The sequence below is a fragment of the Sorangiineae bacterium MSr12523 genome (genome assembly GCA_037157775.1).
In the GTDB taxonomy this organism is placed as follows: domain Bacteria; phylum Myxococcota_A; class Polyangia; order Polyangiales; family Polyangiaceae; genus Pendulispora; species Pendulispora brunnea.
The window spans coordinates 4,438,019-4,454,697 of sequence record CP089982.1 but is presented as its reverse complement, the minus strand read 5'-3'; the positions used below and the strand labels follow the sequence as shown (position 1 = coordinate 4,454,697).

13 protein-coding genes are annotated in these 16,679 nt (G+C 63.2%); 8 read left to right on the top strand and 5 right to left on the bottom strand.

Going from position 1 to position 16,679, the window contains the following annotated elements; genetic code table 11:
* Window positions 1–3 precede the first annotated feature (3 nt).
* Together LZC95_17540 and LZC95_17535 are read left to right on the top strand one after the other, a co-directional pair.
* Complete coding sequence (locus LZC95_17540) at window positions 4–933, top strand: carbohydrate kinase family protein (protein ID WXA98623.1); 930 nt, start codon at window positions 4–6, stop codon at window positions 931–933.
* 18 nt (window positions 934–951) lie between these two features.
* Window positions 952–1,881: a 1-phosphofructokinase family hexose kinase gene (locus tag LZC95_17535; GenBank protein WXA98622.1), complete on the top strand. Its 930-nt coding sequence runs from the start codon at window positions 952–954 to the stop codon at window positions 1,879–1,881.
* On the opposite strand, the gene LZC95_17530 is transcribed toward LZC95_17535, so the two are convergent.
* Window positions 1,837–3,102, bottom strand: coding sequence for a winged helix DNA-binding domain-containing protein (locus LZC95_17530; GenBank protein WXA98621.1), 1,266 nt, complete (start codon window positions 3,100–3,102; stop codon window positions 1,837–1,839). The two genes, LZC95_17535 and LZC95_17530, sit on opposite strands and share 45 nt — an antisense overlap.
* A 248-nt stretch (window positions 3,103–3,350) precedes the next feature.
* On the opposite strand from LZC95_17530, the gene LZC95_17525 reads away from it, so the two are divergent.
* The 3 genes from LZC95_17525 (at window position 3,351) to LZC95_17515 (ending at window position 6,668) form a co-directional block, all read left to right on the top strand.
* On the top strand, window positions 3,351–3,899 hold the full coding sequence (locus tag LZC95_17525) for a porin family protein (GenBank protein ID WXA98620.1): 549 nt from the start codon (window positions 3,351–3,353) through the stop codon (window positions 3,897–3,899).
* A gap of 340 nt (window positions 3,900–4,239) precedes the next feature.
* Window positions 4,240–4,830, top strand: a complete 591-nt coding sequence (locus LZC95_17520; GenBank protein ID WXA98619.1) for a porin family protein — start codon at window positions 4,240–4,242, stop codon at window positions 4,828–4,830.
* Window positions 4,831–4,916: 86 nt separating this feature from the next.
* Complete coding sequence (locus tag LZC95_17515) at window positions 4,917–6,668, top strand: feruloyl-CoA synthase (protein ID WXA98618.1); 1,752 nt, start codon at window positions 4,917–4,919, stop codon at window positions 6,666–6,668.
* Here the strand turns inward: LZC95_17515 and LZC95_17510 are convergent.
* Both LZC95_17510 and LZC95_17505 read right to left on the bottom strand, forming a co-directional pair.
* Window positions 6,665–7,816 carry a hypothetical protein gene (locus LZC95_17510; GenBank protein ID WXA98617.1) on the bottom strand — a complete coding sequence of 384 codons (1,152 nt, stop codon included), beginning with the start codon at window positions 7,814–7,816 and terminating at the stop codon, window positions 6,665–6,667. The two genes, LZC95_17515 and LZC95_17510, sit on opposite strands and share 4 nt — an antisense overlap.
* 49 nt (window positions 7,817–7,865) lie before the next feature.
* Window positions 7,866–8,300: a hypothetical protein gene (locus LZC95_17505; protein WXA98616.1), complete on the bottom strand. Its 435-nt coding sequence runs from the start codon at window positions 8,298–8,300 to the stop codon at window positions 7,866–7,868.
* Window positions 8,301–8,614: 314 nt separating this feature from the next.
* Between LZC95_17505 and LZC95_17500 the strand changes: the two genes are divergently transcribed.
* Window positions 8,615–10,078 (top strand): MmgE/PrpD family protein, encoded by a 1,464-nt coding sequence (locus LZC95_17500; GenBank protein WXA98615.1) that lies wholly within the window; start codon window positions 8,615–8,617, stop codon window positions 10,076–10,078.
* On the opposite strand, the gene LZC95_17495 is transcribed toward LZC95_17500, so the two are convergent.
* Complete coding sequence (locus LZC95_17495; GenBank protein WXA98614.1) at window positions 10,075–12,840, bottom strand: winged helix-turn-helix domain-containing protein; 2,766 nt, start codon at window positions 12,838–12,840, stop codon at window positions 10,075–10,077. The genes LZC95_17500 and LZC95_17495 overlap by 4 nt on opposite strands.
* A 279-nt stretch (window positions 12,841–13,119) precedes the next feature.
* Here LZC95_17495 and LZC95_17490 point away from each other — a divergent pair, with 279 nt between their 5' ends.
* Both LZC95_17490 and LZC95_17485 read left to right on the top strand, forming a co-directional pair.
* Window positions 13,120–13,608 carry a hypothetical protein gene (locus tag LZC95_17490; protein WXA98613.1) on the top strand — a complete coding sequence of 163 codons (489 nt, stop codon included), beginning with the start codon at window positions 13,120–13,122 and terminating at the stop codon, window positions 13,606–13,608.
* A 151-nt stretch (window positions 13,609–13,759) separates the two neighbouring features.
* A complete protein-coding gene (locus LZC95_17485) occupies window positions 13,760–15,064 on the top strand; it encodes a porin (protein ID WXA98612.1) in 1,305 nt (434 codons plus the stop codon).
* On the opposite strand, the gene LZC95_17480 is transcribed toward LZC95_17485, so the two are convergent.
* Window positions 15,061–16,653, bottom strand: a complete 1,593-nt coding sequence (locus LZC95_17480; protein ID WXA98611.1) for a tetratricopeptide repeat protein — start codon at window positions 16,651–16,653, stop codon at window positions 15,061–15,063. The genes LZC95_17485 and LZC95_17480 overlap by 4 nt on opposite strands.
* Window positions 16,654–16,679 lie beyond the last annotated feature (26 nt).

Below are 16,679 nucleotides of genomic sequence, written 5' to 3'. Positions count from 1 at the left end.
GTCATGAAGAAGGTCTTGGTCGCGGGCGAGATCAACGTCGACCTCGTGCTCCGAGGGTGTCCGATTTTTCCGGCGCCAGGCAAAGAGGTCGTGGTCGACGATCTCGGCATGGTGCTGGGCAGCGCCTCGGCGATCTGCGCGATGGGGCTCGCCCGGCTTGGAACACCGGTCGCCTTCGCGGGCAAGGTCGGCGACGATGCGTGGGGCTCGTTCTGCACGGAGACGATGGGGCGCGCGGGCGTCGACATTGCGCGGATCGTCGCGGAGCCAGGGCTGAAAACCGGTGTGACCGTGGCCATCTCGGGACCGAGCGATCGCGCGCTGGTGACCTTCTTGGGGAGCTCGGCCGAGCTTGGCGCCGACGACATCGGGGACGATGCCTTCGAGGGCGCGGCGCACCTTCACGTCTCGTCGTACTACCTCCAGCAAAAACTTCGACCCGGCTGCCGCGGGTTGTTCGAGCGAGCCCACCGCGCCGGGCTGACGACGTCGCTCGATCCAGGCTACGACCCGAGCGAACACTGGGCGGACGATCTACTGGCCACGTTGGGAGAGGTGGATCTTTTCTTCCCGAACGAGGTGGAACTTCGATGCATCGCGCGACGCGACGATGTCGTCGAGGCGCTGCACGTCATGGAGAACGTGCACGCGAAAACGGTGGCCAAGCTCGGGGCGGAGGGGGCCATCACCTTGCATCGCGGCGAGGTGATGCGCGTGCCGGCCTTTCCCGTGCAGCCCGTCGATACGACGGGCGCGGGCGATTCGTTCAACGCTGGCTTTCTCCACGCGTGGTTGGCGGGCGATTGCCTCGTCGACAGCATGCGGTTCGGCGCGGCTTGTGCATCTCTTTCCACACTGGGCATCGGAGGCACGGCGGCCCAGGCGACACGCGACGAAGCGCTCGCCGTGCTGAGACGACGTGAAACGGACTGACGAGACGAGGACGGGACGGTGATTACGGTCGGTGGATTCAATACGTCGATGGACGAGCTCATCGAGCTCGAGGAACTTTCACTCGGCAAGGTCCACCGAACCACCGGCGTACAGGCGTACCCCGGCGGCAAAGGTTTGCACGTGGCCACCAGCGTGGCCGCCCTGGGCGAACCCGTTGCCTTGGTGGGCTTGATCGACCGGGCCTACCGAACCACCTTCGAAGACTGGCTTGGCGCGCGCGGCGTCGCCTTTCACGGCATCGAAATCGAGCAGCCGATCCGCACGTGTTTCGCCATCCGCGAGCAGTCCGGGCGCATCACGGAAATTCTGGAAGCGGGCCCGGAGATCGATTCGCGGATCGAGGGCGAGCTGCTCGCGACATTCCGCAAGCTGGCCGATGCTTCGCGGGTGGCGGTACTCTCGGGCAGCCTTCCGCGGGGCATCTCCGAGCAGACGTACGCGAAGCTGGTGGAGTCGCTGGGCACGCGCTGCATCGTGGATGCGAGCGGGGAACCGTTGCGGCATGCCATTGCGGCCGGCCCCTTCATGGTGAAGCCGAATCGCGACGAAGCGGAAAAATGGCTCTCCATGCCCATCGACGGGCTCGAGGCCGCGGCCGCCGCCGCCCAGCGCATGGCCTACGAGGGTATTGCGCTGGTCGTCGTGTCGCTGGGCGACCAAGGGGCCCTCGCCTTCTCCCACGGCGTGTGCCTTCACGCCTCCGTGGACATCGATGCGTGCATCAACCCCGTGGGTTCCGGCGATGCGCTGGTGGGCGGGATGACCGTGGGCCTCGCACGCGATTGGTCCTTCGAGGCCACGTTCCGCCTCGGCGTGGCCTGCGGTGCGGCCAATGCGCTCACCGGCGAGACGGGCTTCTTCCGCCGCGAGGACGTGGAAAAGCTATTCCCCCTGGTCAAGGTCCGCACCTTTCCGTTTTCGCGCTGAGAGCTCGGCGCGGAGCGATTTGGCCCAGGCGCGGGGATCGCTTTTTCGAATTTGCACCTTGGGCGTGCGGTGCCAATCGGCGCAGGACTGAATGGCGGCGACCACGTCTCGGGTGAGGGCCTCGCTGGGGCGTTGTCCGCCTTCGAGGTACACGGATTTCACCTCGAAAACGCCGTCCGCGCGGTGCGCTTTGGCATCGAGACGACCGACGAGGACACCCCGGCGCAAGATGGGTAATACGTAATAGCCGTATTGGCGTTTCTCCTCCGGAGTGTAACATTCGATGCGGTAATCGAAATCGAACATGGCGGCGGCGCGCTCGCGGTCCCACACGACGGGGTCGAACGGCGAAAGCAGGGTGCTGTGGGTCGCGCGGAGCGGGCTTTGGAGCAGATCGGTATGTGCATGATGCACGTACCCGGGGTTGGTCCATCCTTCGACCTCGACGCGGGCGAGTTCGCCGGCCTCGACGAATGGATCGAGCTCCGCGTCTTTGAGGCGGCGGCCGAGGCGGAAATAATCCGCGATCCAGCGCGCCTGGGTGACGCCGAGGGCGCGGACGGCACGGACGATGAAGGCGCGGCGCATCGCTTCTTCGGTGGGGATCGCAGCTGGATCGAGGCCAGGGGCGGCGACGGAGAGGACACGTTCGGTCAAGTCGTAGACACGCTGGAATTTGTCGCGGCGGGCGATCATCAATTCGCCCAGCACGAACAGGGCCTCGAGCCAGCGCTTCTCCGACTTCCAACCCCACCAACCCGGTTTGGCGGCCTTGCCCCCGCTGTCTTTGCGTTCGAAATCGGACGACTTCACCGGCCCGAGCTCGCGCACGTGGGCGAGCAGGCGGTCCATGGCCTCGCGGTGGTTGTCGTGCATGCGCTGGGCGCTGCGGCGTGCCCAATGGTTGCGCCCGTCGACGTGGCGTCGGTGCAAGAGGTAGTCGTCGATGGGCGCGAAGCACGCTTCGTGTGCCCACGTTTCGAAGATGGCCCCCTCCGCCAGGAGCGCCTCGAGCCACGCGGGCTGGTAGTCGCCGAGCCGGGAAAAGAGAACCAGGTACGGACTGCGCGCGACGACGTGGATGGTGTCGATCTGCAAAAGCTGCATGCGCGCGATGGCGGACAGTACATCGGCCTTCGTGGCACGGCCGCGGGGCGGTACGAGCAGGCCTTGCGCAGCGAGGTGGAGATTGCGCGCCTGCCGCGCGCTCAATGCGAGCATATCGTGCCATTCGTAGCACAGGCGAACATCCGATCCAGGGACGATCTCGCGCCGCACCCCACGGTGAGGCCACAGCGCATCCCCGATTTCACGCGCATTTCCGGGTATGAGGGGCCCGCCCGCGCTCGCACGTTGGCGGCAAGCAATATGCACTAGGGGCCCAGCATAGAGCAACGGACTCTTATTCACACAAGGACACTTCGAACATGCGAAAGATCTTAGTTGGGCTCTTGTCTTGCGTTTCTTTGATGGCCGCTGCATCGAGCGCGTATGCCGGGGAGCCCTCGCCGAGCACCAAACATCCCATTAGCGTGGCCGTCTTAGGTGGTTACGCCATCAACAATGCTCTTGATAGCCATACCAATGACAGTTTGAATCTCTATGGCGTGGGCTTCGGCGTGCGTGCGGGATACACCCTGCCCATGAAGCTCTATTTGGGCGCCATGTTTCAATACAATTTGGGCGGCACGTGGAGATACGACCCGAACACCGAGTACACCGGCCGCGTAATGACGCCCGGTGCCGAGATTGGCTTCGATATCGACGCGGGGAGGTTCACCGTTCGTCCGTCCCTGGGCCTGGGCGCCGGCATTGCACGCGGCGACCTGAATCTCAACGACAAAGGCGATAGCTTCAACTTCGCCATCTGGCCGGGCATGCAACTCCTGTGGAACACGACGGATCAAATCTATTTGGGCACGGAGATACGCTACACGTTCATCTTCACGAAGGACGGGACGGGCGATGGAAACGCGAACGCCTTCGGCGGCTACGCCGTGGTGGGCTACCGCTTCTGAGCTCGTCAGCCATCGTGCATCGGCATTTCGCGCAGGATAGTTGCTCGAATTGAGCAAACACGGAGCAGCGAGGTGGGATGGCGCGCCGCCTGGCGCACGCTGGGTGCGAGCAGATCGCGCCATTCGCCGCGCATGTTCCGTGAAGAGAGACAGGTGTGACTTCCACTTCACGTGGCCGGCCGTAGTGATTGGATGACGCGTAACGGCGAACGCAGTGGTGGTGGCTGCAAAATTTCGCCAAAAACGCTGTTTTGGCGGCTCGCGGGGCTGCGGCAAGCAAAATGCATTATGGCCCGTGCATAACGCAGCACGCACTTATTCACATAAGGATCTCTCAATCATGCGAAAAATCTTAGTCGGGCTTTTGTCAGGTACCTTCTTCGTTGCGGCCGCCTCCAGCGCGAACGCAGCGGAAACTTCACCGACGCCGAGCACCGATCATCCCATTAGCGTGGCCGCCTTCGGTGGCTACGGCTTCAACAATGCATTGGATAGCAATGCCAAGGATAGCTTCAATCTTTATGGCGCGGGCTTCGGCGTGCGCGCCGGATACACCCTGCCGATGAAACTTTATCTCGGCGGCATGTTCCAATACAACTTGGGTAGCGAGCTCGAAGGCACCAAGAGCAGGGGCAAGGTCATGAACGTCGGCGGTGAGGTTGGCTACAACTTCGACGTGGCGCAGTTCACCATTCGTCCGTACGTGGGCGCGGGCGTCGGAATCGCCGGCGGCGACCTCAAAGGCCTCGATACGAACGACAACAAGGTGAAGTTCTCGGTCTGGCCGGGTGTGCAAGGCCTCTACAACGTCACCGACCAGCTCTATGCCGGCATCGACGCGCGTTACACCTTCATTTTCACCGATCTGGGGCCGGGCAGCGGAAACGCGAACGCGATTGGCGTCTACGGTACGGTGGGCTACCGCTTCTAGAGAGGCGCGAATTCAGGGCGAGGCGGCCGCAGGGGCCGCTTCGCCGTACGTGACGCGCGGCGTGCGATGACGTTAGGATCGACGCCATGGCTCGTGCGCCCCGATTTGCCGATCCCGCGATCACGATCGAGCAACGCCCCGACGGCAGCATGCTTCTTTTCGCCCAAGGCGCGCTGGGAGACTACCCGGCGCATCTGGGCGCGGTGCTTCGTGCGTGGGCCGAGCGCGCGCCGGATCGCGTATTTCTGGCCGAGCGCACGAAGGAGGGCGGCACCCGGGAAGTGACCTATGGGGAGGCCTATCGAACGGCACGACGGCTCGGAGCCCTCATGCTGGACGACGGGCTTGGCCCCACGCGACCGGTGATGATCCTATCGGACAACTCCGTGGACCATGCCTTGGTGGCGTTGGGGGCCATGGTGGTCGGCGTTCCCGTTGTGCCGATCTCCGCAGCGTACTCGCTCATGTCGCGCGATCACGAGAAGCTGCGCGCGCTGCATGCGATGGTGCGCCCCGGCTGGGTGTTCGCCGATGGCGACGCGTACACGCGCGCGATTGCCGCGCTGCCCCTCGATCCGACGACCCGCGTGGCGGTGGGATTTTCTGGCCTATTGGAGGCCGCAGGCTCGAGTTCGGCGAATGTCGATGCGGCGCTGAATGCCATGGGTCCAGACCATGTGGCGAAGATTCTTTTTACGTCGGGTTCGACCGGTGCGCCCAAGGGCGTGATCAATACGCATCGCATGCTGTGCTCGAATCAGCAGGCGCTGGCCATGGGTTGGCCCTTCTTGGGCGATCGGCCGCCGGTGGTCGTCGATTGGCTTCCTTGGAGCCACACCTTTGGAGGCAATCACAATTTCAATTTGGTGCTGTGGCATGGCGGCACACTGTGGGTCGATCGCGGCAAGCCCGTTCCTGGCCGCATCGAGGACACGGTGAACGTGTTGCGCCACGTCTCCCCTACCCTGTATTTCAATGTACCGCGCGGCTTCGATGCGCTCTTGCCCTATTTGGAAAACGACGCCGCGCTCGCCGAGACGTTTTTTCGCGATCTCGATTTGCTCTTTTATGCCGCGGCGGCATTGCCGCGGCCCATTTGGGATAGGCTGGTTCGACTGGGAGAGCGGACGCGGGGCGAGGCGGTGCCCTTCGTGAGCGCGTGGGGTGCAACGGAAACCTCGCCGCTCGTCACCCAGGTGCATTTTCCCATCGACGACCCGGGCATCATCGGCGTGCCCACGCCGGGCACCACCTTGAAGCTGGCCCCCAATGGCACCAAGCTGGAGGCGCGCGTGAAAGGGCCCCAGGTTACACCGGGCTATTTGCACGAGATGGACCGCTTTCGCGCTCTGCTGGACGACGAAGGCTTCTACCTCACGGGCGATGCCGTGCGCCTCGCCGATCCCGTCAATCCGAACCGCGGCATCGTCTTCGATGGTCGCGTGAGCGAGAACTTCAAATTGAGCAGCGGCACCTGGGTGCACACCGGTGCATTGCGCCTCGCCGTGATTGCGGCGCTGTCGCCCATGGTTCAAGACGCGGTAATTGCGGGCCACGATCGCGATTACGTCGCGGTGCTTCTCTTTCCGGCGGCCGCAGCCTCGCGGGACAAAATCGAGCAGGGCCTGCGCGCCCACAATGAGCGCGCGGACGGCGCAACCAGCCAAATCGTGCGATGCGCCTTGCTCCTCGACGAACCCCCGTCCATCGACGCGGGCGAAATCACGGACAAGGGCTACATCAACCAGCGCGCAGTCCTGGATCGCCGCGCGGCCTTGGTGGACTTGCTCTTTCGCCCCGATGCCGGTGCGGAGGTTCTTCGCATCAGCGACGTCTAGCCATCGATGATCCGTTTCACGCGGGCCAGGTCGATGATCTTCGCCTCGCAGAGCGCATCCACGGATGGGATGAGTCGGTCCTGATCGATGTGGTGGATGGCCACCGGTCCCGCGGCATCACCGATCTCCGGGATGTCGCAGAGCCTGGGCATCATGCCGCAATTGAGCTGCGTGATGAGACCCGGATCCCACTCGTGCGGTGCGATGCCGTGCATCACGATGCTTTGAAGGTGCAAAGCGACGCTGCTCAAGATGAGCGTCTCCTTCGTGCTCGTATTGACCGAGTCTCGGCAGCGTACGGGACACTCGACGTAGCGGATGTTCCGCCATCCACATTCGCGGGCACTCGTCGCCCAAATTGCTTGCATCATCGCGTCGAGATATCCCGATGCGAAGGGTCTCGACCGCACGACCGCGCCTGTGACGATGTAGAGACCACACGTGAGCCACTTGTCTGGCGCCAGGGCCATGAACACGTCGCGGGCGAGCTGCTTCACGGTGGAGGGCACCCAGGAGAGTTCGAGGCAATAGAAGAGTTGCTGCATGGCACGAGCGGCCATGGTCATCTCGTTGTTGCGCCCGGGTTGCGCGAGCTTGGCGTGCCGGACGTTCGCTTCGAGCGACCATGCGGAGAGGAGCCGTTCCAGCGGCGCGAGCTCCTCGTAATTCTGAACGTCGGCGTCGCATTGGAAAACGAGATCGTCGTCGCGCATGCCGAGGGCGGCGAGCGCGATGTGGGCTGCGAAAACGTTGAATCCCTGTCCCGATCGCCCCACCGGCCGACGCCGGAGGTTCAGGATCGGAAGGAGTCTTCCCCAGTCGATCGCGTCGAAGATCGTGTCCTGCTCGAGAACGATCGCCCCTCCGGCGCGTGCCGCCGCGACATTTTCGCGACAGGAGCCGCCGTCGAGAAAAAGCACGCGCCCGCGCGGCAGCCGGCTGCTCAAGTAGTGGGCGGCACGTGCGACGGTCTCCGCGAGCGCCGGCTGCTGCTCGGCCATGGGGACGATGGCCCAGAGCCGGTCATGCCTGACCGGGAGCTCCGAGCTCGCCGCCAACAGTGCCTCGGGTGAAGGGATGACGTAGCGAGCCCGAAAGTGCTCCTCGAGGGGCGATGGCCGTAGATCGTACGCGTCTCGCGGTCCCATGGTGCGCCCGTTCCAACTGCCCGCGGAATGCCGATCTGCGGGCAGAACATCACGGATCGAACGCCGACGAAAGCCAGAGTCCTCCATCCTGCCTCATCCTACGCTCTCGTTTCACAATCAGCGCAGCTTCGACCAACTTTTCGTAATGCAAAATTGTTTTGCGAAAGGGCCATTGATCATATTGCTTGGCGGCAAGTTCCAGCAATTCGGGAACCGTGCGACCGCGAGTTCCGGGCTGTCCGTCGACCAGCTCACCTCGATCGATGTAGCTCTGGGCTACGGCCGCGGGATCGCGCATGATCATCACGAGCGTTGGCGTCTCGTTCAACTCGTGGATCGCCGATATCCAATGAGACAGTGTCTCGACGAGCCGAGGGTCTTTGAGTGCGAACGGCCGCTCCAGCGACTCGAAATAGGCTCGTTGTGCGGCTTCGATGCTCGACGTGAAGCCCGTTGCAAGGATGTCGCTGTTGAGTTCACGCATCCGGACGCTTTCGGCAAAGGGTTCGTCGGCGTCGTTTTTTTGCCATCCGAGTGTGTGGAGCATCTTCGTCAACAACGAGGTTCCACTATGGCCAACACCAAGTACGATTATGTCACCAAACACGAAGCCTCCTCGAGGTACACGCCGCTCGTTCGATGGTCATAGGCAAGTTCGGTATCTCGAATATCGAGTCCGCCTGCGACGTCGAAGCGGACGATCTCACGGTTGGTTCGAGAAAGGAAGGACTTCCATGATGATTGCCCCTACATCGAACGGGTGCCTCATGTCGGACCACGGTCAGGAGGAGCATCGCCATGGCGACTTTCGATCGACGGACATTTCTTCGCACCGCGACCACCGCCGTCGTCGCGGGGGCCGTGACACCGGACTTAGCCGTGAAGTCCATGGAAAACGACTTGGCTGCGCCGGCTCCGACCCCACCGGAAGTGACCAAAATACTGGCGCGCTACATCGTATCGGCCCGCTACGAGGATTTGCCGGCCCATGTCCGCAAGGAAGGTTTGCGAACGTTGCTGAATTGGGTAGGCGTGGCCGTAGGGGGATCTCGTCATGAAACGGTGAACATTGCCGTTGAGGCCCTCGCACCCTTTTCTGGACCGCCGCAAGCGTCGATTCTCGGCCGCAGAGAACGTTTTGACGCCATGAACGCCGCGTTCATCAATGGTGTGTCTTCGCATATCTTCGACTACGACGACACGCATCCGAAGACCATCATCCACCCGGCTGGGCCGGTCGTGTCTGCCATTCTCGCATTGGCGGAACATCGACCCACCGATGGTCGAAACTTTTTGAACGCGCTGGTCCTCGGAGTGGAAACCGAATGCCGAATCGGTAACGCGGTTTATCCGGATCATTATGATCGAGGTTGGCATATCACGGGGACTGCAGGTGTTTTCGGGGCTGCGGCCAGCGCCGGGAAGCTTTTGGGTTTGTCCGAGCAACAAATGATTTGGGCTCTGGGATTGGCCGCATCGCAGCCTGTCGGCTTCAGAGAATCGTTTGGCTCGATGAACAAGAGCTTCAATCCAGGGCGAGCTGCCAGCAACGGACTGTTTGCTGCATTTCTCGCTTCGAAAAATTTCACCAGCTCGGATCAGATGATCGAGGCCAAACGCGGTTGGGCCACCACCATCTCGACGAAACATGATTACAAAGAGATCATCGATGGTCTGGGGAAACACTACGAATCGACGTTGAACACCTACAAGGCTTTCGCTTGTGGGATCGTGATGCACCCGGCGATCGATGCCGCCATTCAATTGCGTGACCAATATTCGGTCAACGCGGGTCGAGTCCAGAGCGTCCATCTTCGCGTAAACCCGTTGGTGTTGGAGTTGACTGGGAAGAAGACACCTACGACGGGTTTGGAAGGCAAATTTAGCATCTACCATGCGGTTGCCGTCGCCATCGTCGAAGGTGCAGCGGGTGAAAGGCAGTTCAGCGATCGGGCCGTCCACGATCCAACCATCGTCCAGCTACGCAGCCGCGTCGTTCCGGTCATCGATACGAATATCCAGCTATCGCAAGTGGAGATGACGATGGTCCTCGAGGACGGTCGGCAGTTGGTCAAATCCATCCAGCACGCCAAAGGGACTTTGGAGGCCCCGATGACGGATGGCGATATCGAATCCAAGTTCACCGATCTCGCCAAGGAGAGCCTCTCTCCGGCGCAAATTCGGACACTGGTGGATCTCTGCTGGAACCTCGAGAAACTACCGAGCGCCAGCGCGATCGCCAAGGCGGCCGTGCCTCTTTAACGATTTCGTCGCAGCAGTGCATCGGCTCGGCGCAAATCGGCCGTGTCGAAACCCTCCGTGAAGCGCGCACGGACTGCGGAGAGGCGCTCCTGCGCTTCGGCATGTCGACTTTGGCGCATCCAGAGTTCGGCGAGGGACATCGTGGCGCGAAGTTCCCAGGCGAGCGCCTGCTGGCGCTGTGCGGTCTGAATCGCCTCCAGGAGAACGGTTTCGGCCTCTTGCTCGGTGCCGCCCCGTTCCAGAATGTGCATGGCTCGGAGCCGTAGGAGCTCGGACGCACACCAGGCGGCGAGGCCCTGCTCTGCGCGGGCGATGACGGTATCGCTGGCGAACGCTTCGTCCACCGTGGCGACGGTCTCTGAGAGGACCGTGTCCTCGAGGCGTTCGGCGTGGCCGGTGCGTTTCCGGTCCAAGATGTCTTGGTACGCCAGGCCGCACGTATGGAAGGTGGCGAGGGAGTGCTTGAGCGCGCTGGTGCACAACTCCGCCGTGTACTGCTCGGCCGCGGCGCGATCACCCGTCCAGAACGAAACGGGAATCGCCGCGAGCGAGAGCATGTAGCCGAGAGGAAGCGCTTGGCCGACGCTGCGTGCGCGTGCAACGGCTTCGCGAACGTACTCCTTTGCTTCCTCGGGGAAGCCTTGGATCCACCGGACGCGGGCGAGGATCGTATAGGCGGAGATCCGCGTGTCGAATTGAATCACGCGGTAGCGAACTCCCCCCGATGCGACGGCCGCGTGCTCGAGCAATTCGTTCGCGCGCAGGCGTGCGGTCGCATGATCGCCGGAGCAATGTCGGACCAAAGCCTCCATGCGCGTGCCCACGAGCGTAAAGGGAGAACTTCCGAGGTTCGTCGCCAGCGCGTCGAATTCCTTCAAGACGTCCATGGTGCTCGCGTAGTCGCCGCTGTGCACCACGCAGATCTGCAACCCCCAGAGCGTCCGGAGCTGCGCATCGACGAGCCCTTCCCGCCGCGCCGTCCCGAGTGCCCTTCGGAAAGCGTCCGCTGCGACCAGGCGCGATTTGCGCTCGCGGACGTGCAACACCGTATAGGCGAACGCTTCCCACAGACGGATCTCCAGGAGCGGATCGGTCTCGAGCATCGCGGAGTGCGCGGCGAACGCGCTCTGCAGGTGCCGCTCGAATTCGTCCAGCAGCGCCAGAAAGAACCAGAGCACGGCGGAGTGCGCGAGGATCCGAGCGCCGAGGAGAGGATCGCCACGGTCCGACATGGCCCACTCGAGCGCCCCACGCAAATCGTCAATCAGGTATCGATGGCGCTCCGTCCAGGCCTTGGGATCCGCGGTCTCCCACTCGATCTCCGCCTCCCGCACCACCGAGAGAATGTACTCCGCATGACGCCGCGCAACCGTATCGCGGGCGGGCGCGGCCGCGAGTTTCTCGGCTGCAAATGCGCGCGTCGTGTCCAACAATCGATAAAAAGGGGCTTCACCGCCGATGTCCGCGGTCACGAGCGATTTGGCGAACAAGTTGGACAGATGATTCATGGCCTCGGAACGTGGCCATTCGGGCTCGGCGATGGCCGCGGCGGCGTTCCCCATGAAGGGCCCGCGAAAGGCGGAAAGCTGCTGGAGCATCATCTGCTCTTCCGGCGGCAAAAGATCGTAGCTCCAGGCCAACGTCGCCTCGAGCGTCTTGTGGCGCGGGAGCGCCGTCCGCCGGCCCTGCGTCAGCACCCGGAATCGATCGTCCAAGCGAGCGGCGATCTGGCGCAAACCGAGTTCCCCCACGCGCGCGGCGGCAAACTCGATGGCGAGCGGCATTCCGTCGAGGCGGCGACAGATCGCCGCCACGTTGGAAGCGTCGGCATCTCGCAACTCGAACCCATCGGCGCTCGCCCGCGCGCGCTGAGCAAAGAGGTCGACAGCGGCGTACGACAGGGCGTCGGTCGCGCTCAATCCTTCGGTGTGCAGTGGGTGCGGCAGCGACGACAGGCGGTACGCCCACTCCCCTGCCGCGCGCAGAATTTCACGGCTGGTCGCGAGAATGCGCAACTCGGGGAGCTCCGACAAAAGGGACTCCACGAGCCCAGCGCAGGACTCCACGATGTGCTCGCACGTGTCGAGCAGAAGGAGCATGCGCTTGCCACGGAAATGCGAGAGCAGACCCGCGATCGGCTCGTCGGGGAGCAGGCCGATGCCGAGCGCCGAGGCGACGGCGCTGGCCACGAGATCCGGATCGGAGAGCGACGAGAATTCGACGAAGCAGATGCCGTCCGAAAAGCGCGGCAAGCAACGATGCGCCACCGCAATGGCCACCGTGGTCTTACCGATGCCGCCAGGGCCGGTGATGGTAATCAGACGCTTCCCGTCCCATGCGCCGGCGAGCAGTTCGATCGTGTCCGCGCGTCCAACGGTGGTTGCGAGCTGCGCGGGGAGGTTGTGCGTGCCCACTTCACGGGGAGCCGCCGTCGTCACGTCGGTGTGCAACGGCGAGACGGGCAGCGCGAAGTAGTAGCCCCGGGGCATCGTTTCGATGGCTGGCTGCCCCTGTTCTCCGCGCGCAAGTACCTTGCGAAGAGCGCCGATTTGAACACGCAGGTTGGTGTCGTCGACGACGACGTCCGGCCAGACCAGCGCCATCAGCTCGTCGGCCGAGACGACGGTGCCTGCGCGCTCGACCAGCACGCGAAGAATGTCGAATGCACGCGCGCCGAGGCGAACCTGTTCATCGCGCAAGTGCAGCGTGCGCGATTCGAGTGCAAGCCGGAAAGCACCGAATGCATAGCCGATCGATCTCAATTCCTTTCCCCTGGGGCCCTCGCCAAGATTCTATCGCCGCACGGCTGCGGAGTCGATCGTGTCCGTCCCAACCGACCGCGGCGTTGCTTCGAACGCCGAGCCGATCGACGGACGGATGACCGGACACCTGTCCGGACACCAAGCGATGCGCCGACGCGAGAATGCCCTCTCATTGCGGTACGGCGATTGCAGTCCGCAGCCGCCATGAAAACTTCTTCCCTCTCTTTCTTCGCCCTTGTTCTCACTGCATGTGCTCCTACCGCCAAGGCCCCCGACAGCATGGACGTGCGACAGGTTCGCATCGTGGACGAAAAAGGCACACCGCAATTGGTGCTCACCTCCGACACGAGGCTCGCCGATCCTCCCGGCGCGGGGCGCAAGGTGGGCGGCGCGGCCCTGCTTTTCAACAATGCCGCGGGCAAGGAGGTGGGCGGGGTGGGAATGCACGAAAAGAACAACGCCTTCTGCTTGGACTATCCGCCCAAACCCGGCACGGCCCATGGCGGCAGCGAGGCTTTGTGCATCGTCGAAGAAGACGGCCATGTTGCCGGCGTGTATGTCAACGATCCCGAATCGGGTCCGAATCGAACGGGCGCTGGAAACGAGCGCCTCGCGTTCAGCGTGGACCACGGTGAGTCGAAGATCGTGCTCAACGGCAAAGACGGAAAACCACGCATTCGCCTTGCGGTCGACGCCAACGACGTTCCACGGATCGAATTTCTCGACGCCAAGGGGAATGCCGTTTACACGCTGCCGCCGAAGCCGTAAACGCCATCGGGGGCGGACACGGTTGAGCTGATTATTGAAGATTGTCGACAATATTATAGTCGACACAAAAATGCTCATTTCGTCGAAATCGGCTGGATGCCCGGCTAAATCTCCTTTATGGATGGATCCCACTCGAACAAGGGGGCTCGTCTTGAAGCTTCGACGGACGGCTGCGCGCTTGGTGATGATTGCGGCGGTATCGGTCTCCGCTCCCGCGGCGGCCGACGAGGAGTTGCCACCCGGCACATTCCGAATCCCGGGCACGACGACGAGGCTCACGCTATCGGGCTTCGCGCGGCTCGATGTGACGTACGACTTCAAGAGCCGGAATCCGTTCGTGACGGGGGAAGATTTCGGCACGACGACCTCGCGTCTTCCGTTGAATTCGAGCGCCGAGGGGCAGAAAACGGGGCAGCTCTACATGACGGCCCGCACGAGCCGCCTGGGCATTTCGACGATGACGGACACCGGGTGGGCCGAAATCGGGAGCCGCATCGAGGCGGATTTCTGGTCCGGCAATCTGCTATCGAGCCAGACCTTCACCAATTCGGTCCTCTTCCGATTGCGCCATGCCTATGGCACCTTGAGCGGCCGCTACGGAACCTTGCTGGTCGGCCAAACGTGGACGACCTTTCTCGACCTCGTCGCGTTCCCCGACACCGTGGACTGGATTGGCCCGGGCTCCACGGCGGCCATCCGCCAGCCGATGATCCGCTACGTCATCCCCCTTCCCGCCCGTTCCAGCCTCGCGCTGGCCATCGAAAACGCGCCCGGAACCGATCAAAACGGGATCACCGATGGACCGGGCACGAAGCAGCCGTTTACCCGCAAAGTGCAGCGGATCCCCGATGTGATCGGTCGTTTCTCGATGGCCGGCGATTGGGGCACCGCGTCGGTGGGTGCCGTTGCCACGCAATACCGTGACGCGGGGGCGCCGAACGCGGATTCGTATTCGAAGTATGGATGGGGTGTGAGCGCAGCGGCTGCTCTCAAAATCTTCGACGATACGTTCCGAACCACCGTCGCAGGTGGACGCGGTATCGGAAGGTACATCGTTGCTGCGGGAACAACGGGACAGGGTGCGACGAATACGGGCGATAGCTTCGTCCTGTGGAATGCGTTCGCATACCACGTGAATTATACGCATGTATGGAATCCGCAACTGCGCTCCAACGTCATCTGGAGCCAAACGCTCATGGCGAACAATGGCGCGAGCACCGCGGCCGCGCCGTATGAACCCACCGTCGATCCAGCAACCGGTACCCTGATCGATCCCTTCGTGAACCAGCGGATCGAAGAGCTGTTCCTGAATACGTTCTTGACCCTGACCAAGCAGGTCGAATTCGGCCTCGAGTACGCGTTCTCGCAGCGGCACACGTTCGGCAGCGTCACGGCGCCTTCTCGAATCGGAACCATGCACCGCATCACGACGACGGCGCTCTTCTCTCTTTTTTAGCCGACGAACAAGCTTCTCACGTCATGGTCGTCGTCGATGGCCCGCTCGAACGACGCCGAACCGTAGGCCAGCGCGGCCTCCCGCTCGGCGAGGGTTTCCTGCAGTTGCCGCGCTCCCGACGAGATGCTCGCGAACACGCGTTCGAAGGCTCGTAGGAACAACCACGCCGGGCTGTACCAGCGGTCGGCACCAAGTCGAGTCAGTGTATTCGTCATCGTGTCCAGCGAGCGTTGCATCGTCAGCGCAAAGCCGCCCGCGGCGTCCTCCGTCTTGAAGCGTCCGATCTCGCGCGCGAGCAGCACCTTGAACGTGCGCACCGACATATCTTCTGCCAGCATCGCGACCCCGAGAGTCAGCCAACGCTCGCCCCCGAGTCCGAGCCATCCGGTCCCTCGGTGCGTGATCCCGAACGTGGCGCCCTTGGTGAGAAACACCCGGTCCACCGGGCGAGTGCCCATGCGATGCGCAACGTCTTCGAGCAGGGCGCGCCATTTCGGCTCCGAGGCCAAGTCCATGGGCTCCCCCGGATCTTCCGACGCGGGCGGAAATGCGATGCCCCAGATGGCTTTGCCCACCGCCGCCAAGGTAAAGAGGGTGACCGTAGCGACGCTCAGAAACGGCGCCCACGAGTCCGTACCGGTGCCGTATTCGATGAAGACGAGCACGCCCGCCGATCCGCAAAGGCCCAAAAGGATGGGCAAAGATAGGTAGAAGTACACGCTCGAAAGCCAGAGCACTCCTTGGTACGCCCGAAGCACGAACAGGGGCACCCTGGTGGCGAACCGCAAAACGATTTGACTCGCGGTCCACCCCAAAAGAAAGAGCAGCGCGAAGGTGCCGAGCCAAATGCCGACGGCACACGCGAAGCGCACGAGCCATGGCCACGCCGGAGATGCCCCCTGGATTGCGTGGCGAATCGCGACGACTTTGCCATAGGGTAGGCCCTTTTCCTCGGCCTGCTCGAGGGCACCTTCCGCCCCCGAGCGGTCGCCCGCCAAGAGGCGAACGCGCGCAAGCAGGGCGTAGGTCTGCGGATCGCGGGGCGCAACCTGTTCGAGGTGGCCGACGTAGGCCTCTGCGCGCTCGATGTCTTTGCGCGCGAGCTGCACGCGAATCATCGCGTTGAGCGCGTGCGGATCCTCGGGCTTCTGCGCGAGCGCCTGCGTCGCATGCTCGAGGGCCTCTTGGACGCTCTCCGCGGATGGCTCTTCCGGCTCCACGAGCGCACGGGCGAGCATCAGGTGGTTCTCGGTTGCCTCACGCAGCGCCAGCGCGCGCCGGCAATCGGGGACGGCCTCCACGTACCAAGACTCGTACACGAGCTCGAGCCGGCAAAGGCGGCGGTAGGCATGATCGCTCTTGGGGGCCAGCTCGGTGACACGCCGGAAGAGGGCGCGTGCTCCGTCGGTGTCGCCATGGTCGAGCGTCGCAACCGCCTGCTCGTAAACCGGGACGGCGTCCGGGTTCTCCGCGCGAATGTCGTCGAGGACCTTTCGCTCGGCGGCCTCGCCGGCGTGGGCCAGCGGGAGGGCGATCAGTGAGAACAGAACGATCACGAGCCAAGTTGCGACGTACCGCGTGACAATCACGACCGAAGTACGCCATACGCGCCAGC